Below are 16,682 nucleotides of genomic sequence, written 5' to 3' on the forward strand. Positions count from 1 at the left end.
ATGTCAGAACAGCACGATGGCCGGGTCAAGCATATTCGCGGCACTCGAGACGCGCGGCACCTCCTCTGCGGCGCGATCCCAGGGATCAAGCATCACATGGCGGGTGCTTCCCTCGCCGCGTTCAGCCAGAAGAAGTGCAGGCGCGGTCAGTTCAAGACGGCGCAGCGCCGCCACATCAAAGGCATGGCCGTTCAGTGTCAGGATGCGGTCGCCCGGGGCCAGCCCGGCAATCGCGCCGGGGCTGTTTCCGGTCAGCCGCAGCACGCGGCCCTCATCGTCCAGCCGGATGCCCATATCCTCCAGCCGGTAGGCGGTGATGCGCGACAGTGCCGCCGCCCCGGCCATGCCGCGTGTGGCAAGTTCGGTGCCTTGCGCGGCTTCCAGCGGCAGCGAAACCGCGATCACCGCCCCGTCGCGGATCAGCGTCAGATCCAGACTGCCACGCGCCTGTGCCGCCTCCAGCGCGAAGGCCAGATCGCCGGGGTGGCGCAGCGCCTGCACACCAGCCGACAGCAGGATATCGCCGGGCAGCAGCCCCGCCGCCGATGCCAACCCGCCCGCCAGAACGCGGTCCAGCAACAGGCCCCCCGGTTCCAGCGCAAGGGCGGCAGCGATGCGGCGGTCGACGGCGCGCAGATGCAGGCCCAGATGGGGCAGGGTGGCATGGCTCTCGTTGATCATCGCGGGCACGATCCGGGCCAGATCGGCGGCGGCGATCGCATAGCCGATGCCGGTGTTCAGCCGTGAACCGTCCGCAATGCGGATATTCATTCCCACAAGCCGCCCTTCGGCATCGACCAGCGGCCCGCCCGAGGATCCGGGGTTGAGGGCGGCATCATGCTGGATCAGGTCCAGCGGCACGGATGGGGCAACCTGACGCGGCCGGGCCGAGATCATGCCCCGCGTCACCGTGAAATCCGCCTTAAGTGGCGCTCCAAGCGCCCAGACCGTCCCCCCGATATCCGTCTCTGCAAGGACCGGCGGCGGGGACAGTCCCACCCCCCGGGCCTTGACCGCGATCAGCGCGATGTCGCGCTGCGGGTCGCGGGCGATCACCTCGCCGATCTGTTCCTGCCCAAGATGGTCGGTCAGCCGCACCCGGTCAGCCCCGCGCAACACATGATCGGCGGTCACGGCAACCGATCCGTCCCCCCAAAGGAAGGCCGAACCAAGGAACCGGTCATGATTGTCGGCCGTGCGCAGCACATAAAGCGATTCAAGCGCCGAGGCGGGGCCGCGTTCGGCGGCGCTGGCCCCGCTGGCGGCCAGTACGGTCAGAAAGGCAAAGGCGGCCAGCACCGAAAGAACCGGGCGCAGCAGACGCGGCAGGGCAAGGTTCGGGGTCATCGTGGTGTCCTCCACTTGTCAGGTTGGCTTGATGGTATCGGGGGGCTTTGGAAGGGTCACATGACAAAAACCGTCATCTTGCGCGTGGTTGTTTACAGGGCTGCGGGGGGCTTTCTATTGTGGCTGGCGAAGGTCCGGCATCCGGGCCATGGAGTGTGCGCATGCAGGCCCGTTCCCCGTTGCCGATCCAGCCGCCGCAGCGACCCGTTGCCCGGTCGCTGCGCGCCGCTTGTGCCGCGCTGATGCTTTCGGCGCTTCTGATCCTGCCGCAACCCTTGCTGGCGGATCCTGCCCCGGCAAATCCCGGCCTGACCGATCTGCAGCGGATGGAGCTGTCGATGCGCCTGCACCGGGCGGGGCGGGCGGCGGGCGATGCGGTTCTGCTGCTGGCCGCCGCGCGGCTGCGGCAATCGGTGGCACCCCTGCGTGCCGCGGACTGGCCGGTGCTGCCGGAGGGGGATGCGATGGCGCATGGCGCCTCATCCCCGCTGAACGCGGCCGATATGCTGGCGCAGGCCCGCAGGCTTGCGGAAGGTCAGGACGCCCTGCTGGCGCTGATCGAGGATGCCGAGGCCGAACGCATGAAGGGCGTCGCCTCGGGACCGCTGCACCGGCTGGGCACCATCGCCCCGGATGCGCGCGACCGATACGAGGCGCTGCCCTTCCGGGGCGGCGAATATGCCGAGGTCTATGCCGAGGCGCAGGGCGGGGCCGATCTGCTGCTGACGGTACTGGATGCCGAAGGCCGGACCGTCTGTGCCGACAGCGACAATTCCGCGATTGCCTATTGCGGCTGGCGGCCTGAGCGTGCCGGCGAATTCACCATCATTCTGGAAAACCGGGGCGAAGGCGCCAGTTATGCCCTGATGACCAACTGACCCCGGCTGCCCGCCCCCGCCCGACCGCCCTGTCCAACTGATCCGACCGACTGGAGGACCATATGACGATACGCCGCCTGCTGTTTGCCACACCCCTTGCCCTTGCCTTGCTGCCGGGCCTGACGGGCCTTGCCCTTGCCCGCGAAAACCATGCGCTGCTGATCGGGGCCTCGACCTATCCCAAGCTTGAGGAACGGTTCTGGCTGCGCGGCCCGGCCAATGACATGCGGCTGGTCGCGACCTACCTGACAACACAGGCGCCGGTGCGCTTCGATCCGGGTAATGTGACCATCCTTGCCGACGGGGTGGAAGCGGCAGCGGGTGATCCGACCCTTGCCGCGATCCGCGCGGCCTTTGCCGGTCTGACCGAACGGGTGCAGCCGGGGGATTTCGTCTATCTGCATTTTTCGGGCCATGGCAGTCAGGCCCCGGCGAAAGACCCCGAGTCCGAGTTGAACGGGCTGGATGAGTTGTTCCTGCCGATGGATATCGGACCGTGGAGCGATACGGTCGGCACGGTGGAAAACGCATTGGTCGATGATGAGATCGGGCAGATGCTGGATGCGCTGCGCGCCAGGGGGGCCGATGTCTGGGCGGTGTTCGATGCCTGCCACAGCGGCACCGCAACCCGTGCCGCCCCTTCGGGCGATGAAGAGGTGCGGATGCGACAGTTGGCGCCCGAGGCGCTGGGCATTCCGACCGAGGCGCTGGACGCGGTGGCAAGCCGTGCGCTGCCGCAGCCCGAGGATCCCCGCGCAGCACCGGTCGCACCGGTTGTGACGCCCGTTGTCACCGCTGCCACCTCTGCTGCAGGCACTGTCGCGCCGGGCCGTCTGGTCGCGTTCTTTGCCGCACAAAGCGATGAGGTGACACCCGAAAAGCGCCTGCCCGCAGGCAAGCCGGGCCGCGTGCCGCAGGGGGTGTTCACCTATGCGCTGTTCGAGGCACTGGCCGAATATCCCGGTGCCACCTATGCCCAGATCGGGCAGGAGGTGCTGCGCAAATATGCGGTCAAGAACATGGCCCGATCCACCCCGCTGTTTGAGGGCGATCTGGATGCGGTGGTGTTTTCCGGCGATCCCGCGCCGCGTGTTGCGCAATGGCCCGCAACCCCCGATGACGCGGCGGGATTCACCCTTCCGGCAGGCAGTCTGCACGGGCTGGCGGCTGGCGCGCTGATGGCGGTGATGCCGGGGGCCGCCGCCCCGATGGAGGAGGCGCTGGGCTATGTCGCCCTGCGTGAGGTCGAGACCTTCACCGCCCGCGCCGAAGCGGTGGCGCATGAGGGCGTCACCCTGCCCGAAACGCTGCCGCGCGGGGTCTGGCTGCGCCGCATCGGCACGGATGTCGATTTCACCCTGACCGTGGCGCTGCCCGAACCGGGCAATGCGCCTGCAGACCGGCTGACGCAGGCGCTGGACAGTCTGCACGATGAGGCCGGACCGCGCCTTGCCTTTGTCGCGCCGGGGGATGCGGCCGATCTGCGCCTTGCCGTGATCCCCGACAGCCCCCGCCCCGATGCGATCTGGATCCTGCCCGCAACCGGGCTGGCCGAGGATCTGGGCCAGACGCCCTCGGTCGCGACCACGCACAAGACGGGCGAGGAACTGGCCGTCACGCTGGCCGATACGCTGATTCATATGGCCAAGGCGATCAATCTCCTGAAACTTGGGGCCGCGGTTTCCGGCAATGATCTGGCGGTTTCAGTCGATCTGATGACGCGCTCACCCGAGAACCGGACGCTGCGGGCGCTGGCCACGACGCCGGTGCCGCGCCTTGTTCCCGATGACGAGATTCATGTCGAGGCCGCCAATGACAACGCCTTTCCGGTGGATGTGAACGTCCTTTATGTCGGCTCGGATTACTCGGTGACGCATATGTTTGCCGGGCGGCTGGGGCCGGGGGACCGGCTGCGTCAGGGTTTGCTGCGCATCACGGATGAGGCCTTCGGGCGCGACCGGCTGGTGCTGGTCATGACCCCCGCCGCGACCCATTCGGCGGTGGAAAACCTGTCCTTCCTGTCGCAGGACGCGGTCGAGGTCACCCGTGCCGCTGGGGCGGTGGCCCAGACGGCGCGGCCCGGTCTGGCCGGTGCGTTGTTCGAGGCCGGGTTTGGCCAGACCACCCGCGCGGCGGCCAGCCTGATGGATGAGGAGGAGGAGGCGGGCGGTCCGGCGCCGATGATCCTGCAATTCGATCTGGATACGGTCTCGGCCGACTGACAGTCGGGTTTGGCCCTAGGGCCGGTCGGTCCTGCCTGTTCTGCAGGCGGCAGGGCCGACCGACCGCGAGGGTCAGGCGCCTATCGGGCAGACAGACCTTGCGCCAGCCGCATCAGGCTGATGGCCTCGGCGCGATAGCCGAATTCATCCGCGCCCCGGCCCTCCAGCGCCAGCGCGATGGCTTGCGTCCAGCCCCAATCCCCCAGATAGGTGGCCCCGGTCAGCAATTGTCCGAAGCCCGCAATCGCGGCGGCAAAGCGCGCCTCGGGATCGGGTTCCCCGCTGCCCGGCAGGATCGGCGCTTCGATCAGCGCCGATTGGGTTTCCCCCGGGGCCTTGTAGCGCAGGCGCAGAAACCCCAGTTCATCCGAGGTTTCGGCCACCGGTTCCGCCACCTGATAGCGCAGGGGCGGCAGGCGCAGGGCGGGGCTGTCGGGGGCGGTCACCTCATAAAGTGCCGTCACCGAATGGCCTGCGCCGATTTCCCCCGCATCAACGCGGTCATTGTTGAAATCCTCCCGCGCCAGCATCCGGGTTTCATAGCCGATCAGCCGGTATTCCGCGACTTCTGCCGGGTTCCATTCGACCTGTATCTTCACATCATCGGCGATGGAAAACAGTGCGCCTGACAACTGGTCCACCAGAACCTTGCGCGCCTCTTGCAGCGTGTCGATATAGGCGGCCTGCCCGTTGCCGTTCTGCGCCAGTGCCTGCATCGTGGCATCATCGAGATTGCCGCGCCCGAAGCCCAGAACCGACAAATAGATGCCGCTGTCCCTTTCCCGCGCGATCTGGTCGCGCAGCGCATCCGGGCCGGATGCGCCGACGTTGAAATCGCCATCCGTCGCCAGCAGCACGCGCGACACTTCCCCCGCGCCGGTCATGCGCCGCGCGGTGCGATAGGCCAGATCCAGCCCCTGCGCGCCTGCGGTCGATCCGCCCGCCTCCAGCCGGTCAAGGGCGGCAAGGATCGTCTCGCGCTCTTCGGCGCGGGTGGGGGGCAGCACCTCACCGGCGGAACCGGCATAGGCGACCATGGCGACCTGATCCTCGGGGCGCAGTTGCGGCAGCAAAAGACGCAGCGACTGTTTCAGAAGCGGCAGCCTGTCCGGCCCCTGCATCGACCCGGATGTGTCGACCAGCAGCACAAGGTTCAGGGGCGGGCGGTCGGCAATCGCGGGCAGGCGGCCCTGCAACCCGATCCGCACCAACCGCGTATCGGCATTCCACGGCGTTTCCATCACCGCGACCGAGGCATGGAACGGCGCCTCTCCCTCGGCCGGGGCGGGGTAATCATAGGGAAAATAATTCACCATCTCCTCGATCCGCACCGCATCGGCCGGGGGCAGGGCACCGGCCATCAGCGATCGCCGGATCACGGCGTATGAGGCCGTATCGACATCGACCGAGAAGGTGGACACGGGGTCCTCCACCGTCACCCGGACGGGGTTCGCCGCCGCATTGGCAAAGCTGTCGCGATCCTCGGGCACAAGGCGCGCGGGCAGATCGGTCGGGGCCGGGGTGACCGACCCGACCACCGCCACACCGGGCATTACGGCCTTGGGCGAGGCATCGCCCTGCACGCGGCTGCGCGCGGCGGGGGCGGGCGGTGCCGGGGCGGGCGGCGGCGGGGCCGCTTCCATCTGCGGTGCGGCCAGCATATCGGCATCCGCAGCCGAGGGCGGCAGCACGGTTTCGATATCGCGGCCGGGTGGCGCGCTTTCGGGGGCCATCAGGGTCTCGGCGGTGGGGGGGGTAACAGGGGGGGCTGGATTCGTGCCCGCCCTTATTTGCGGGCCGTCGGATTGTGGGTTCTCGGATTGAAATCCCTCAGGCGTGGTTTCCCCGACTGTCAGGCCGGGCGGCATGACCGGGCCGGGATTTGTGCCGATCATGGGCAGCAGGACGAAAAGACCGACCCCCAAAGCGGCGGCAGAGGTGGTTGCGGCAAGCACGGGGCGAAAGGCAAGATTGGACAACATGGTGCGAACTCCGGTCAGAAATCCCGCCCCCGAAACCGGGCGGTCCTGACTGGAACGCATCTGCGCGCCCGATCCTTGGGCGTCTGCCTGCGGCAAGGCGTCAAATGCGGCCAGTGCTGCCGCCATGGCCCGGTCGCGCGCGCCATCCGGAGCGGGCGGGGTGGCGGCAAGCAGGCCGCGCTGCAGCCTGTCCAGATCGCTGTCCTTCTGGTCGCGGGTCATGGCATGGCCTCCTGCCGCGCAATCGCGCGCAGCCGTTTCTTCACTTCCGACATCCGCCAGGCAATCGTGCCCTCGGACAGGCCCAGAACGGCGGCGGCCTCGGCCTGTGTCATGTCTTCCTCCACCGTCAGGGCCAGCGTGTCGCGCAATTCCTCAGGCAGCATCGCCATCGCCGCCCGCAGCCAGTCCTGTGCGGCACTGGCCTCGGACAGATCGGCCTGACGGTTCACCTCCCAGTCGCCCCAGCCAATGGCGGCACGGCTGGCGGCCCCCGTCCGGCGGCGGCGGTCATGGGCGGCATTCACCGCAACCCGGTAAAGCCATGTGGTGAACCGCGCCTCGGCCCGCCAGTGGCGCAGCTTGGCGGGCAGGGCCAGGCAGATATCCTGCGCCAGATCCTCGGCTTCGGCCCGGTCCCCGGTCAGCCGCCAGCAAAGGCGATAGAGCCGGTCGTAATGCCGCGCCAGCAGCCCCGCGAACGCATCGCGGTCACCGCGCGCGGCGGCAAGGGCAAGGGTGTCATCTGCGGTTTCCATCAGCATCACGATATTTGAGACGCGCCCCGGTGCGCAATCCTTGGCGCGATGACACAGAAAATCTGCCTCATGTTCCAGTCGTCGGAAAAGGCAATGGCAGGAAGGTGGGTCAGGGGGTGGCGGGAGTGCGAAAGCGCGGCGCGTTCAGGTCCCGCCCTTGGGGCTGTCCCCGAGGCTGTCGCCGAGACTATCCTTGGGGGGGTCTTCGGTGGCCGCCGGTTCGGGTAAGGGAAAGCGGCCATTCGGCCCCGCGGCGGCGGGCAGCGTGCCCCAGACCGAGACATGCAGATCGGCCTTGCCGTCCGGGGCCAGATGTTCGGGTGTGATCCCCACGATGCGCACCCGCAGACTGCCGCGCCGCGCCAGAAGGGGGGCCACAAGCGCCGCCGCTGCCGGACCAAGACAGCCGATCGTGCCCTGTTCCCGGCGGCTGAGAAACAGGAATCGCCGCCGGATCTGTGCCGCAACCCCGATCCGGCCATCCGTGGTTTCGAACAGTTCCGCCGCATCCCCGATGGAAAGACCGGTCCGGTTGATCCCCTGCCGCAGCCCGTAGACCGGGGCCTTGTGAAGGATGGGTTGTAGGAAATCCTGCATCGCGATGCCCTTTTCGGCAATTCTGTTGGCCCCATGGTCATCGCATGGCCCCGGATCGCAAGCCCCGCCGGGTTCCTTCCGGCCTGGACTGGCCGATCCCCGCCGAGGGGTCGTGCCGCAGTCGGCGGGGATCAGCCGCCGGGCTGCAGGGCCGATGCGAAATGGGGCGGATCGCCCGCCCCCGATGCCCCGTCCGGTCCTATCCCGGGCCGCAGGTCAGACCAGCAGCGCCTCCATCAGCGCATGCGCCCCGGCAAGGCTTTCCAGCCCGCCCGTGCGGCCCGACTGGCGGGCAAAGGCATAGATCGCCTCATGCGTACGCGGACCGAAGGCCCCGTCGATGGCGCCGCCGTAATAGCCATAGGCGGCCAGCCTGCGCTGGATCGCCTGACGCCGGGCGGGGCTGTAGCTGTTGAAGGCCCTTGCGCTGGCAGTCTGGTAAAGCCCCGAACTGACCGGCGGCTCTGCCCCCACGACCCGGCCCCGGCGGGGGCCGTAATCCTGCGCGCGCGGCCGGTCATGGTCGCGGTAGCGCGGCTGACCGTGATCCTGATAGCGCGGCGGCGGGTTATAGTGCGGCACCACCTGCTGCGGCGTGGCCGCGCGGGCCTGACGCTTGCGCTGGTCCAGAATGATTGCCCCGACAATCGCGGCAGCGGCGGCACCTTTCAGGAAATTGCGTTCATTCTTGCCAAGCGCATGGGCGGGCGCGACGGGGGTGGCGATCAGGGCCAGACCGGCAATCGCGGCGGCAATTGTGGTGCGGAACATGGGCAGCATGTCTTGTCCTTTCGATGGGCGCCCGGTGTTTCGGGTCGCAATGGACCAGAGATGGCCCGTAGCACTACGATAGGCAAAAACCGCCGCACGCTATCGAATAGCAAAAGGAATTTCAAAGACTTGGTGCCGCTCCTTTCATCTTGGAAAAAATACCTCACTGGGGGTCCGGGGGGCCTGAAGCCCCCCGGCCTTGGCCACAGTGGCGCAGCCAGACGCAGGGTCAGACGCGCGCTCAGACACTGAGGCAGATGTATTTCATCTCCAGGAAGTCCTCCATCCCGTGATGCGACCCTTCCCGGCCCAGACCAGATTGCTTCACACCGCCGAACGGGGCCACCTCGGTCGAGATCAGCCCGGTATTCACGCCGACGATGCCGTATTCCAGCCCTTCCTGCACTCGCGTCACCCGCCCGATATCGCGGGCATAGAAATAGGCGGCAAGGCCGAAGATCGTGTCATTGGCCCGGGCGATCACCTCCTCCTCGGTCGAGAACCGGAACAGCGGCGCCATCGGGCCGAAGGTCTCTTCATTGGTCACGGCCATATCCTGCGTCACATCGGTCAGGATGGTGGGCTGGAAATAGCTTCCGCCCCGTTCATGACGCGCCCCGCCCATCATGACCTTGGCGCCCTTGGCCTTGGCATCGGCGATATGGTCCTCGACCTTCTCGACCGCTGCCATATTGATCAGCGGGCCGAAATCCACCGCCTCGGTCAGGCCGTCGCCGACCTTGGTTTTTGCGACCGCCTCGGCCAGCTTGGCCGAAAAGGCGTCATAGACGGCGTCCTGCACATAGATCCGGTTCGCGCAGACGCAGGTCTGGCCGTTATTGCGGAACTTCGAGGCCATGGCGCCCTGCACCGCCGCATCCAGATCGGCATCGTCAAAGACGATGAAGGGCGCGTTGCCGCCAAGTTCCATCGAGCATTTCATCACCTGATCGGCGGCTTGCCGCAGCAGGATGCGCCCGACCTCGGTCGAACCGGTGAAGGTCAGTTTGCGCACGGCCGGGTTCTCGCAGAATTCCTTGCCGATATCCGAGGACTTCTTCGATGTAATGACCGAAAAGATACCCGCAGGCAGGCCCGCGCGTTCCGCCAATACCGCGATGGCCAGCGCCGAAAGCGGGGTTTCGGCGGCGGGGCGGGCGACAAAGCCGCAGCCTGCAGCAAGGGCCGGGCCGCATTTGCGGGTGATCATCGCATTGGGAAAGTTCCAGGGCGTGATTGACCCGACAACCCCGATCGGCTGTTTCAGCACGGTGATGCGCTTGTCGGGCTGATGGCCGGGAATGGTCTCGCCATAAACCCGCTTGGCCTCTTCGGCGAACCATTCGATGAAGGCCGCGCCATAGGCAATTTCACCCTTCGCCTCGGCCAGCGGCTTGCCCATTTCGGCGGTCAGGATCGCGCCCAGATCGTCCTGCGCCTCCATCATCAGATTGAACCATTTGCGCAGGATATTGGCGCGCTCCTTAGCTGTGCGCGCGGCCCAGCCTTTCATCGCGGTCTCGGCGGCGGCAATGGCGCGGGCGGTTTCGGCGCGGCCCAGATCGGGCACGCTGCAGATCACGTCGCCGCGTGCGGGATTGGTCACTGCAAAGGTCGTGCCATCATCGGCGTCGATCCATTCGCCTGCGACATAGGCTTTGGTCGCCAGCAGCGTCGGGTCCTTGAGCAGTGACTTGAGATCGGTCACGGTGTCGAGCATTGAGTATCCTCCGGTAAGATTGGCGCAATGCAATCACGCCAGCCCGGGGAAGTCCAGAAAGGGGAACGGGGATGAATATAGACCGCGCTTATATGAACGGTGCCTTCATCGCGGGGGCCGATGCCTATCCGCCCCGGTGGGAGGCGAAGGCTGCGGCCTTCCGGCAAGGCTTGGGCAAGCGGGCAGAGACCGGCATCGCCTATGGGTCCGGCGCGCGGCAGGCCTATGATCTGTTCCGCCCCGAGGGGACAGCGCGGGGGCTGATGGTCTTCATCCATGGCGGCTACTGGATCCGGTTTGACCGCTCGATGTGGTCGCATCTCGCCGCCGGGGCGCTGGCGCGGGGATGGGCCTGTGCGATGCCCTCCTACACGCTGGCCCCGGAGGCGCGGATCCGCGAGATGGGGCAGGAGATGGTAACGATGCTGGCCCATGCCGGGGCCGCCGTTCCGGGGCCGCTGGTGGTGACGGGACATTCGGCAGGCGGGCATCTGGCCGCGCGCATGGCCTGTGCCGATATCGCGGTTGCCGGGCTGCGCCGGGTGGTGCCGATTTCACCGCTGACCGATCTGGAACCGCTGTCGCAAACCGCGATGCAGGCGCAGTTGCAGCTTGATGCCGCCGAGATTGCCAGCGAAAGCCCCGCGCGCCTGAACCTGCGCACCGGGGTCGAGGCGCATATCCGTGTCGGCGGGCAGGAGCGCCCGGCCTTTCTGTGGCACGCAAGACTGCTGGCCGAGGAATGGAATTGTGATTGGTCGGTCGCGCCCGGCCTGCATCATTTCGATGTGATCGACGCGCTGGAGGATCCCGACAGCGAGTTGACGGAGATCCTGCTGGGCGGGTTTTAGCGGATTGCAAAAATAGCCGTTCGGGGGTGCAGGAAGCGGAGCGTCATGCCAGACTGCGCGGTAGTTATGACTGTTTCAGGCGGACGAGGAAAAGCACCGCTTTTCCCCGCCTGCAGCGCAAACTTCACCCCGGGACCGTCAGCCAGAAGCGATGACAGAGGCCAGCGCCCGCCCGGGCGGGCGCTGTCCGGCGGCCTTTGGGGCCACCGGACGAAAAGCGGCCACCGCTGCGCTTGACCGGGGTGATGGCCGTTACCATTGGACGATCCGGAGAGGTCTCCTGTTCTGAATATGTCGCGACGGGTTGCGGCACTTTTGTCGGCAACCTGTTGGTCCGCCAGACAGCGCCCGCCCGTCCCGAAGGCTGGCGATGTCCTTTGCTGTCGTTTTCAGCAGGCGGTCATTGGCAAGCGCCGGGGCGCCTTGCCTTCAGCCCCTGAAGGCAAGGCGAGCGGTGGCCCAGCTTGCAAGGGCCAACCCCGCTGCACCCAGAAGGAACAATCCGAACCCGGCAGCCGGCGCGGGCAGCGCGGTGATCCCCGGCATCAGCGCCGACCAGAAGCCCGGCAGCGCCCCGGTCACCACCGCAGCCCCCAGCGTCACGGCAAAGAGCAGCACCATGCCAAGCGCCGCGCCTGCCAGCAGGTGCCGTGCGGGCCGCGCCTCGGGCCGCTGTATCCGGGCGGCGCGGCGCAGGGCGCGCAGCCGCTTGCCGATATCCATCTGGATCGCCAGCACCGCAGGCACCAGCACCAGCACCAGCACCATGCCGAAGCCCAGACCATAGACCAGCGTGATGACGGTGGGTTTCAGGAACTCTGCCTGACTGGAGCGTTCATAGAGCAGCGGCGCCAGACCCAGCACCGTGGTCAGTGTCGTCAGCAGCACCGGGCGCAGCCGGTCGCGGACCGCTGCCACGATGGCGGGGTAAAGCCCGCGCCTTGCGGAATATTCGTCGATCGTCGTGATCAGAACGATGGAATCGTTGATGATGATGCCAGTCATGCCGATCAGCCCCACGACCGAGAACAGCGACAGCGGAACATCCCACCACAGATGCCCCCAAAGCGCCCCCGTCAGGCCGAAGGGGATGACGGACATGACGACGAAGGGCCGTGACCAGCTGGCAAAGACCCATGCCAGCACGAGATAGATGCCCAGAAGGCACAGGATCAGCCCAAGCTGCGCATCGCCCAGAAAATCGCGCTGCTGTTCGGCAAGGCCGCGTTCGCGCGTGGTGACACCGTAATCGGCCTCGATCCGGGGCAGGATCTCTTCGACAAGGGCGCGCTGCACCTCGGCGGCGCGGGCCGGATCATCCTCGGACACATCGCCGGTGACCGAAACAATGCGCAACCCGTTCTCGCGCCGGATGGTGGAAAAGCCTGACCTGCTTTCGACCGTCACCACATCGGCCAGCGGCACGTAGGTCCGTGCGGCGACGCGAATCAGGGTGGATTCAAGGAAATCGGCGGTCAGTTCCGTCTCGGGCAGTTCGACCCGGATCGTGGCCGAACGCGGACCCTCGGCAAAGGTCGCGGCCTCGATCCCGTTCAGCCGGTCGCGCAGCGTGCGGCCCAGATCCTCCATCGACAGGCCAAGCGCATGGCCCTGCGGTGTCAGGTTGAGGATCAGCTCTTCCTTGTCATAGGCAAGGCTGTCCTCCAGCGCCGAAACCTCGGGATAGGCCGCCAATGCGGTTTTCATCGCCTCGGCGGCGGCTTTCAGCGTTTCGGCATCCCCGCCCGCCAGATCGACCGACAGCGCATCGCCGCCCGGGCCGAAGCGCCCACCCCGGAAGCTGAGTTCTTCCAGCAGAGGATGGGGGCGCACCTCCTCCTGCAGGGCCGAGACGAAAACCGCCGAGGAATAGGGACGGAAATCAGGATCGACAAGATCGATGGAAATGCCGCCCAGCAGATCGGCATCCTTGTTTTCCGCGCTGGCCAGTCCGCGCCCCGCCCCGCCGCCGATCTCGGCCAGCGCGAAAAGGACCGGATTGCTGCCATGTTCGGTCTCAAGCCGGGCCGCAACCGTCTCGGTCGCGCGCTGCATCTCGCGCATCATGGCAAGACTGTCCTCGCGCGTCGCCCCCGGCAGCATGGCGAAATTGCCGTTGACCGAGGCCTGTTCCGGCCCGCTGAAGAACCGGAACTGCAGATCGCCGCGCAGGAAACTGGCGGCCTGTAGCGACAACAGCAGCACCGCCAGCGCCAGCACCACATAGCGCCCGGCCAGAACGGCGCGGGTAAAGGGGGCCATGATGTGCCGCGTGAACCATCCCAACCCGCGATTGACCTGCCGTGAGGGCCAGTCATACCACGCCTCGCGCGCCGAGGCCGCCAGCGCATGGCCCATATGGTTGGGCAGGATCAGGAAGCATTCGACAAGGCTGGCCAGCAGAACCGCGATCACGGTGAAGGGGATATCGGCGATCATCTCGCCAAAGCGGCCGCCGACCACTGTCAGCCCGGCAAAGGCGATCACCGTGGTCAGGGTCGAGGCGATGACCGGCATCGACATCCGCCGCGCCGCGCGTTCGGCGGCCACCATGGGCGGTTCCTTCAGATGGCGCGCCCGGAAATCGGCATGTTCGCCCACCACGATGGCATCATCGACGATGATCCCCAGCGTGATGATCAGCGCGAAAAGCGAGATCATGTTGAGCGTGAGGCCGAAAGCATACATCACCCCGATGGCCGCCAGCAATGCGACCGGAATGCCCGCCGCCACCCAGAAGGCCGTGCGCGCGTTCAGAAACAGAAACAGCAGCACCACCACCAGACCCAGCCCCATCAGCGCATTGTCCAGCAGCAGCGCCAGACGCCCCGAGATCTGTTCGGCCCGGGCGCGGACCAGTTCGATCTGCATTTCCGGGGGCAGCGAGGGCAGCATTTCTGCGACAACCCGTTCCACATCGGCCTGCATGCGGATCGCATCGCCGGTGTCGTTGCGGTCCACCCGGACGGTCATCGCCGGAAAGGGGCCGACAAAGGTGGCTTGCCCCCGGTCGGCGGCCTCGGCCCGGACATCGGCCAGATCGCCGACGGTCAGGCGCTCACCCTCCACCCCCTGCCGCAGCACCAGTGCCGCGATGGCCTCGGGGCTGCGCGCCTCGGTGCCGGTGCGGACCCGGGCAGTCCCGGCGCCCACATCCCCGGCAGGGGAGGTCTGCACCGCCGAGGAGATGGCCTGCGCCACCTCGGACAGGGTCACGTCATGGCGGATCAGCGCAACCGAGGGGATTTCGACCAGAATCTGCGGATCGGCCAGCCCGCGGATCGTGGTGCGGGTGATGCCTTCGGCGAAAAGACGCGTCACGAATTCATCGGCAAAACGGCCCAGCTGATCCAGCGAGACCGGCCCCGAGATCACCACATCCGTCACCTGATCGCGCCATGCGCTGCGGCGCACGACCGGGTCTTCGGCCTCGGCAGGCAGGTTGTTCACCGAATCCACCGCTGCCTGCACATCCTCGGCGGCCTGCATCAGGTCATGGCCGGGCTCAAAGCTCAGCGAAAGGCGGGCCGAACCTTCCGAGGCGCGCGAGGTCGCATCCGTCACCCCGTCCACGGTCAGCAGCGCGGGTTCCAGTACCTGCACGATCCCCCGGTCCACATCCTCGGCCCCCGCACCCGACCAGGCGACCGAGACCGAGATTTCCGAGATGACCACATCGGGAAAGAACTGCGCCCGGATCCGGGTCGAGGCGGCCAGCCCCGCGACGATCATCAGCACCAGAAGCAGATTGGCCAATGTCCGGTGGCGGGTGAAATAGGACAGGATGCCGCCTTCGGGGCGGTCCTCTCCGGGCCCTTCACTGCTGGACCGGTCACTGCTGGGCTGGTTGCTGGCCGACGGGGGGCCGTTCGGGTGATCGTGCACGGGAGGCGTCACAGGTCAGCCCCCCATCCGGCTTTCCAGCCGCTCGATCATGCGGGCGGGCACTTCTGGTTCGGCGAGTTGCGCAAGGATGCGGGCGCGGGCCTCGGGCGGGATGCGCGACAGGCCCTCGACATGGGCGATCAGCCGGGCGCGGCGGTCCTCGGTCAGGGTCATCATGGCCGGGGCGGCATCGGTCGCGGCCATGCGCGCGGGTGCGCCCGGGGCGTCCTGCGCCGTGTCCCCGGGCGTGCCGGGTGCCGCCTCGGGGCGCACGGGGCGCACCTTGATACCGGCCCCCAAGAGGGGCGAGCGTTCGGTGACGATCTCGCGCCCGGCAATCGCTGCGGCCTCGATCACGACATGGTCATCCTGACGGCGGATCAGCGTGACCGGCAGTTCCTCCAGCCGGTCCTCATTGCCTAGGGCCAGAACGGTGCCGCGCTGGCCAAGTGCGGTTGCAGGCAGGATCACGACCCCGTCCAGCAGCGGTTCGGCCACGCGGACGGTGACGAAATCGCCCGGACGAAAGCCGCCCGCCGCCTCAAGCGTCGCATAGACCAGCCGTCCGGTCTGGCCTTCGCCCACGGCCGCCCCCGCCCGGTCCAGCCGTCCCCGGGCCAGAATCTCGGTGCCCGCAATATCAAGGCCGACCGACAGTTCGGCGTCGATCAGGGCACCATCGGCCCCGATCAACCGCCCGAACTGGGTGGTCGAAAGGCGGAATGCCACCTCCATCGCGGTCGGGTCGATCAACTGGCCCAAAGCCTCATTGGCGCCCAGAATCCGGCCCTGCACGACGGAAACGCCCGACAGCACCCCGTCGAACGCGGCGTGAAGCCGGGTCTCGCGCAGCGCGCGTTCCGTCTCGGACAGCGCGATCTGCGCGCGGGTCAGCGCGGTTGCCGACTGGTCCACCCGCGCCTCGGCGGCATTCAGGGCCGATGCGCGTGACAATGTGGATTGCCGGGCCGAGGACAAGGCCAGGGCTGCGGTTTCAACCGTGGCCTCGGACCCCGCGCCGCGCACAAGGATTTCCCGCTGTCGTTCAAGGGCTTGCCGTCGCAGGGTTTCCTGTTCCTCGGCCGCCACAAGATCGTCGCGCGCAAGGGTCAGCGCGCGCGCGGCATCGCGGGTTTCGGCCTCGGCATTGGCCAGATCGACCTCTGCCAGATCCAGCGCCGCCTGCGCATCCGACGGATCCAGCCGCACCAGCAATTCCCCCGCCTGCACCGTGGCGCCATCGCGGAAACCGGGGGAAAGCTCCAGCACCTCGCCGCCGCGCGGCGCGCGCAGTTCCAGCGTGCGTGAGGACCGAATTTCCCCGAAGGCCAGCGTGACCGGGGCGAAATCCACCGGGGTTGCGGTCATCAGATTGGCGGTGAAGACGCGTTCGCGGGCGGGCATGGCCGGTCCGCCGCCCTCAAGCCTTGTCTGAACCGCATCGGTCAGCACTCGCCCGGACAGTGCCAGCAACCCCAGCGTCAGCGCCAGCAGGAAAAGCCCGCCAAGAGAGCGTGTCAGAAACCGCATCACATGCCTCGCATCACTGTCTGGTCCCCGTTCATGGGTCTTGAAGCCGATATAGGACGAATGCGCGCCGGGGGCATACGTTCTGCATCATTTACGCAGGAGCGGGGCATTTCCGTCGCGGCAGTCTGCAATCCGACCCTC

At 67.3% G+C, this 16,682-nt stretch carries 11 protein-coding genes; 3 read left to right on the top strand and 8 right to left on the bottom strand.

The features are described from left to right. Positions 1-3: 3 nt before the first annotated feature. Positions 4-1,347 (bottom strand): S1C family serine protease, encoded by a 1,344-nt coding sequence (locus JL811_RS02955; protein ID WP_202686806.1) that lies wholly within the window; start codon positions 1,345-1,347, stop codon positions 4-6. 161 nt (positions 1,348-1,508) lie between these two features. Between JL811_RS02955 and JL811_RS02960 the strand changes: the two genes are divergently transcribed. Together JL811_RS02960 and JL811_RS02965 are read left to right on the top strand one after the other, a co-directional pair. Further along, positions 1,509-2,225: a hypothetical protein gene (locus JL811_RS02960; RefSeq protein ID WP_202686807.1), complete on the top strand. Its 717-nt coding sequence runs from the start codon at positions 1,509-1,511 to the stop codon at positions 2,223-2,225. Positions 2,226-2,287: 62 nt separating this feature from the next. Beyond that, positions 2,288-4,447: a caspase family protein gene (locus tag JL811_RS02965; protein ID WP_202686808.1), complete on the top strand. Its 2,160-nt coding sequence runs from the start codon at positions 2,288-2,290 to the stop codon at positions 4,445-4,447. A gap of 80 nt (positions 4,448-4,527) precedes the next feature. Here JL811_RS02965 and JL811_RS02970 read toward each other — a convergent pair whose 3' ends face one another. The 5 genes from JL811_RS02970 to JL811_RS02990 all read right to left on the bottom strand — a co-directional run bounded on the left by JL811_RS02970 (position 4,528) and on the right by JL811_RS02990 (position 10,275). Then, positions 4,528-6,651 carry a vWA domain-containing protein gene (locus JL811_RS02970; RefSeq protein ID WP_202686809.1) on the bottom strand — a complete coding sequence of 708 codons (2,124 nt, stop codon included), beginning with the start codon at positions 6,649-6,651 and terminating at the stop codon, positions 4,528-4,530. Further along, a complete protein-coding gene (locus tag JL811_RS02975) occupies positions 6,648-7,187 on the bottom strand; it encodes an RNA polymerase sigma factor (RefSeq protein ID WP_202686810.1) in 540 nt (179 codons plus the stop codon). The genes JL811_RS02970 and JL811_RS02975 overlap by 4 nt, the downstream gene beginning before the upstream one ends. Positions 7,188-7,331: 144 nt before the next feature. Further along, positions 7,332-7,784: a hypothetical protein gene (locus tag JL811_RS02980; protein WP_202686811.1), complete on the bottom strand. Its 453-nt coding sequence runs from the start codon at positions 7,782-7,784 to the stop codon at positions 7,332-7,334. 216 nt (positions 7,785-8,000) lie between these two features. Continuing rightward, positions 8,001-8,564: a peptidoglycan-binding protein gene (locus JL811_RS02985; RefSeq protein ID WP_202686812.1), complete on the bottom strand. Its 564-nt coding sequence runs from the start codon at positions 8,562-8,564 to the stop codon at positions 8,001-8,003. 232 nt (positions 8,565-8,796) lie between these two features. Further along, complete coding sequence (locus JL811_RS02990; protein ID WP_202686813.1) at positions 8,797-10,275, bottom strand: NAD-dependent succinate-semialdehyde dehydrogenase; 1,479 nt, start codon at positions 10,273-10,275, stop codon at positions 8,797-8,799. 71 nt (positions 10,276-10,346) lie between these two features. On the opposite strand from JL811_RS02990, the gene JL811_RS02995 reads away from it, so the two are divergent. Beyond that, positions 10,347-11,126 carry an alpha/beta hydrolase gene (locus JL811_RS02995; protein WP_202686814.1) on the top strand — a complete coding sequence of 260 codons (780 nt, stop codon included), beginning with the start codon at positions 10,347-10,349 and terminating at the stop codon, positions 11,124-11,126. A gap of 429 nt (positions 11,127-11,555) precedes the next feature. Here JL811_RS02995 and JL811_RS03000 read toward each other — a convergent pair whose 3' ends face one another. Beyond that, the gene (locus JL811_RS03000) at positions 11,556-14,912 is read right to left on the bottom strand and encodes an efflux RND transporter permease subunit (protein ID WP_337924712.1); all 3,357 of its coding nucleotides are present in this window, start codon (positions 14,910-14,912) and stop codon (positions 11,556-11,558) included. Between the two features lie 114 nt (positions 14,913-15,026). After that, positions 15,027-16,541, bottom strand: coding sequence for an efflux RND transporter periplasmic adaptor subunit (locus JL811_RS03005; protein ID WP_202686815.1), 1,515 nt, complete (start codon positions 16,539-16,541; stop codon positions 15,027-15,029). Between the last annotated feature and the right edge of the window lie 141 nt (positions 16,542-16,682).

The sequence above is a fragment of the Szabonella alba genome (assembly GCF_016765775.1).
Taxonomy (GTDB): Bacteria; Pseudomonadota; Alphaproteobacteria; order Rhodobacterales; family Rhodobacteraceae; genus Szabonella; species Szabonella alba.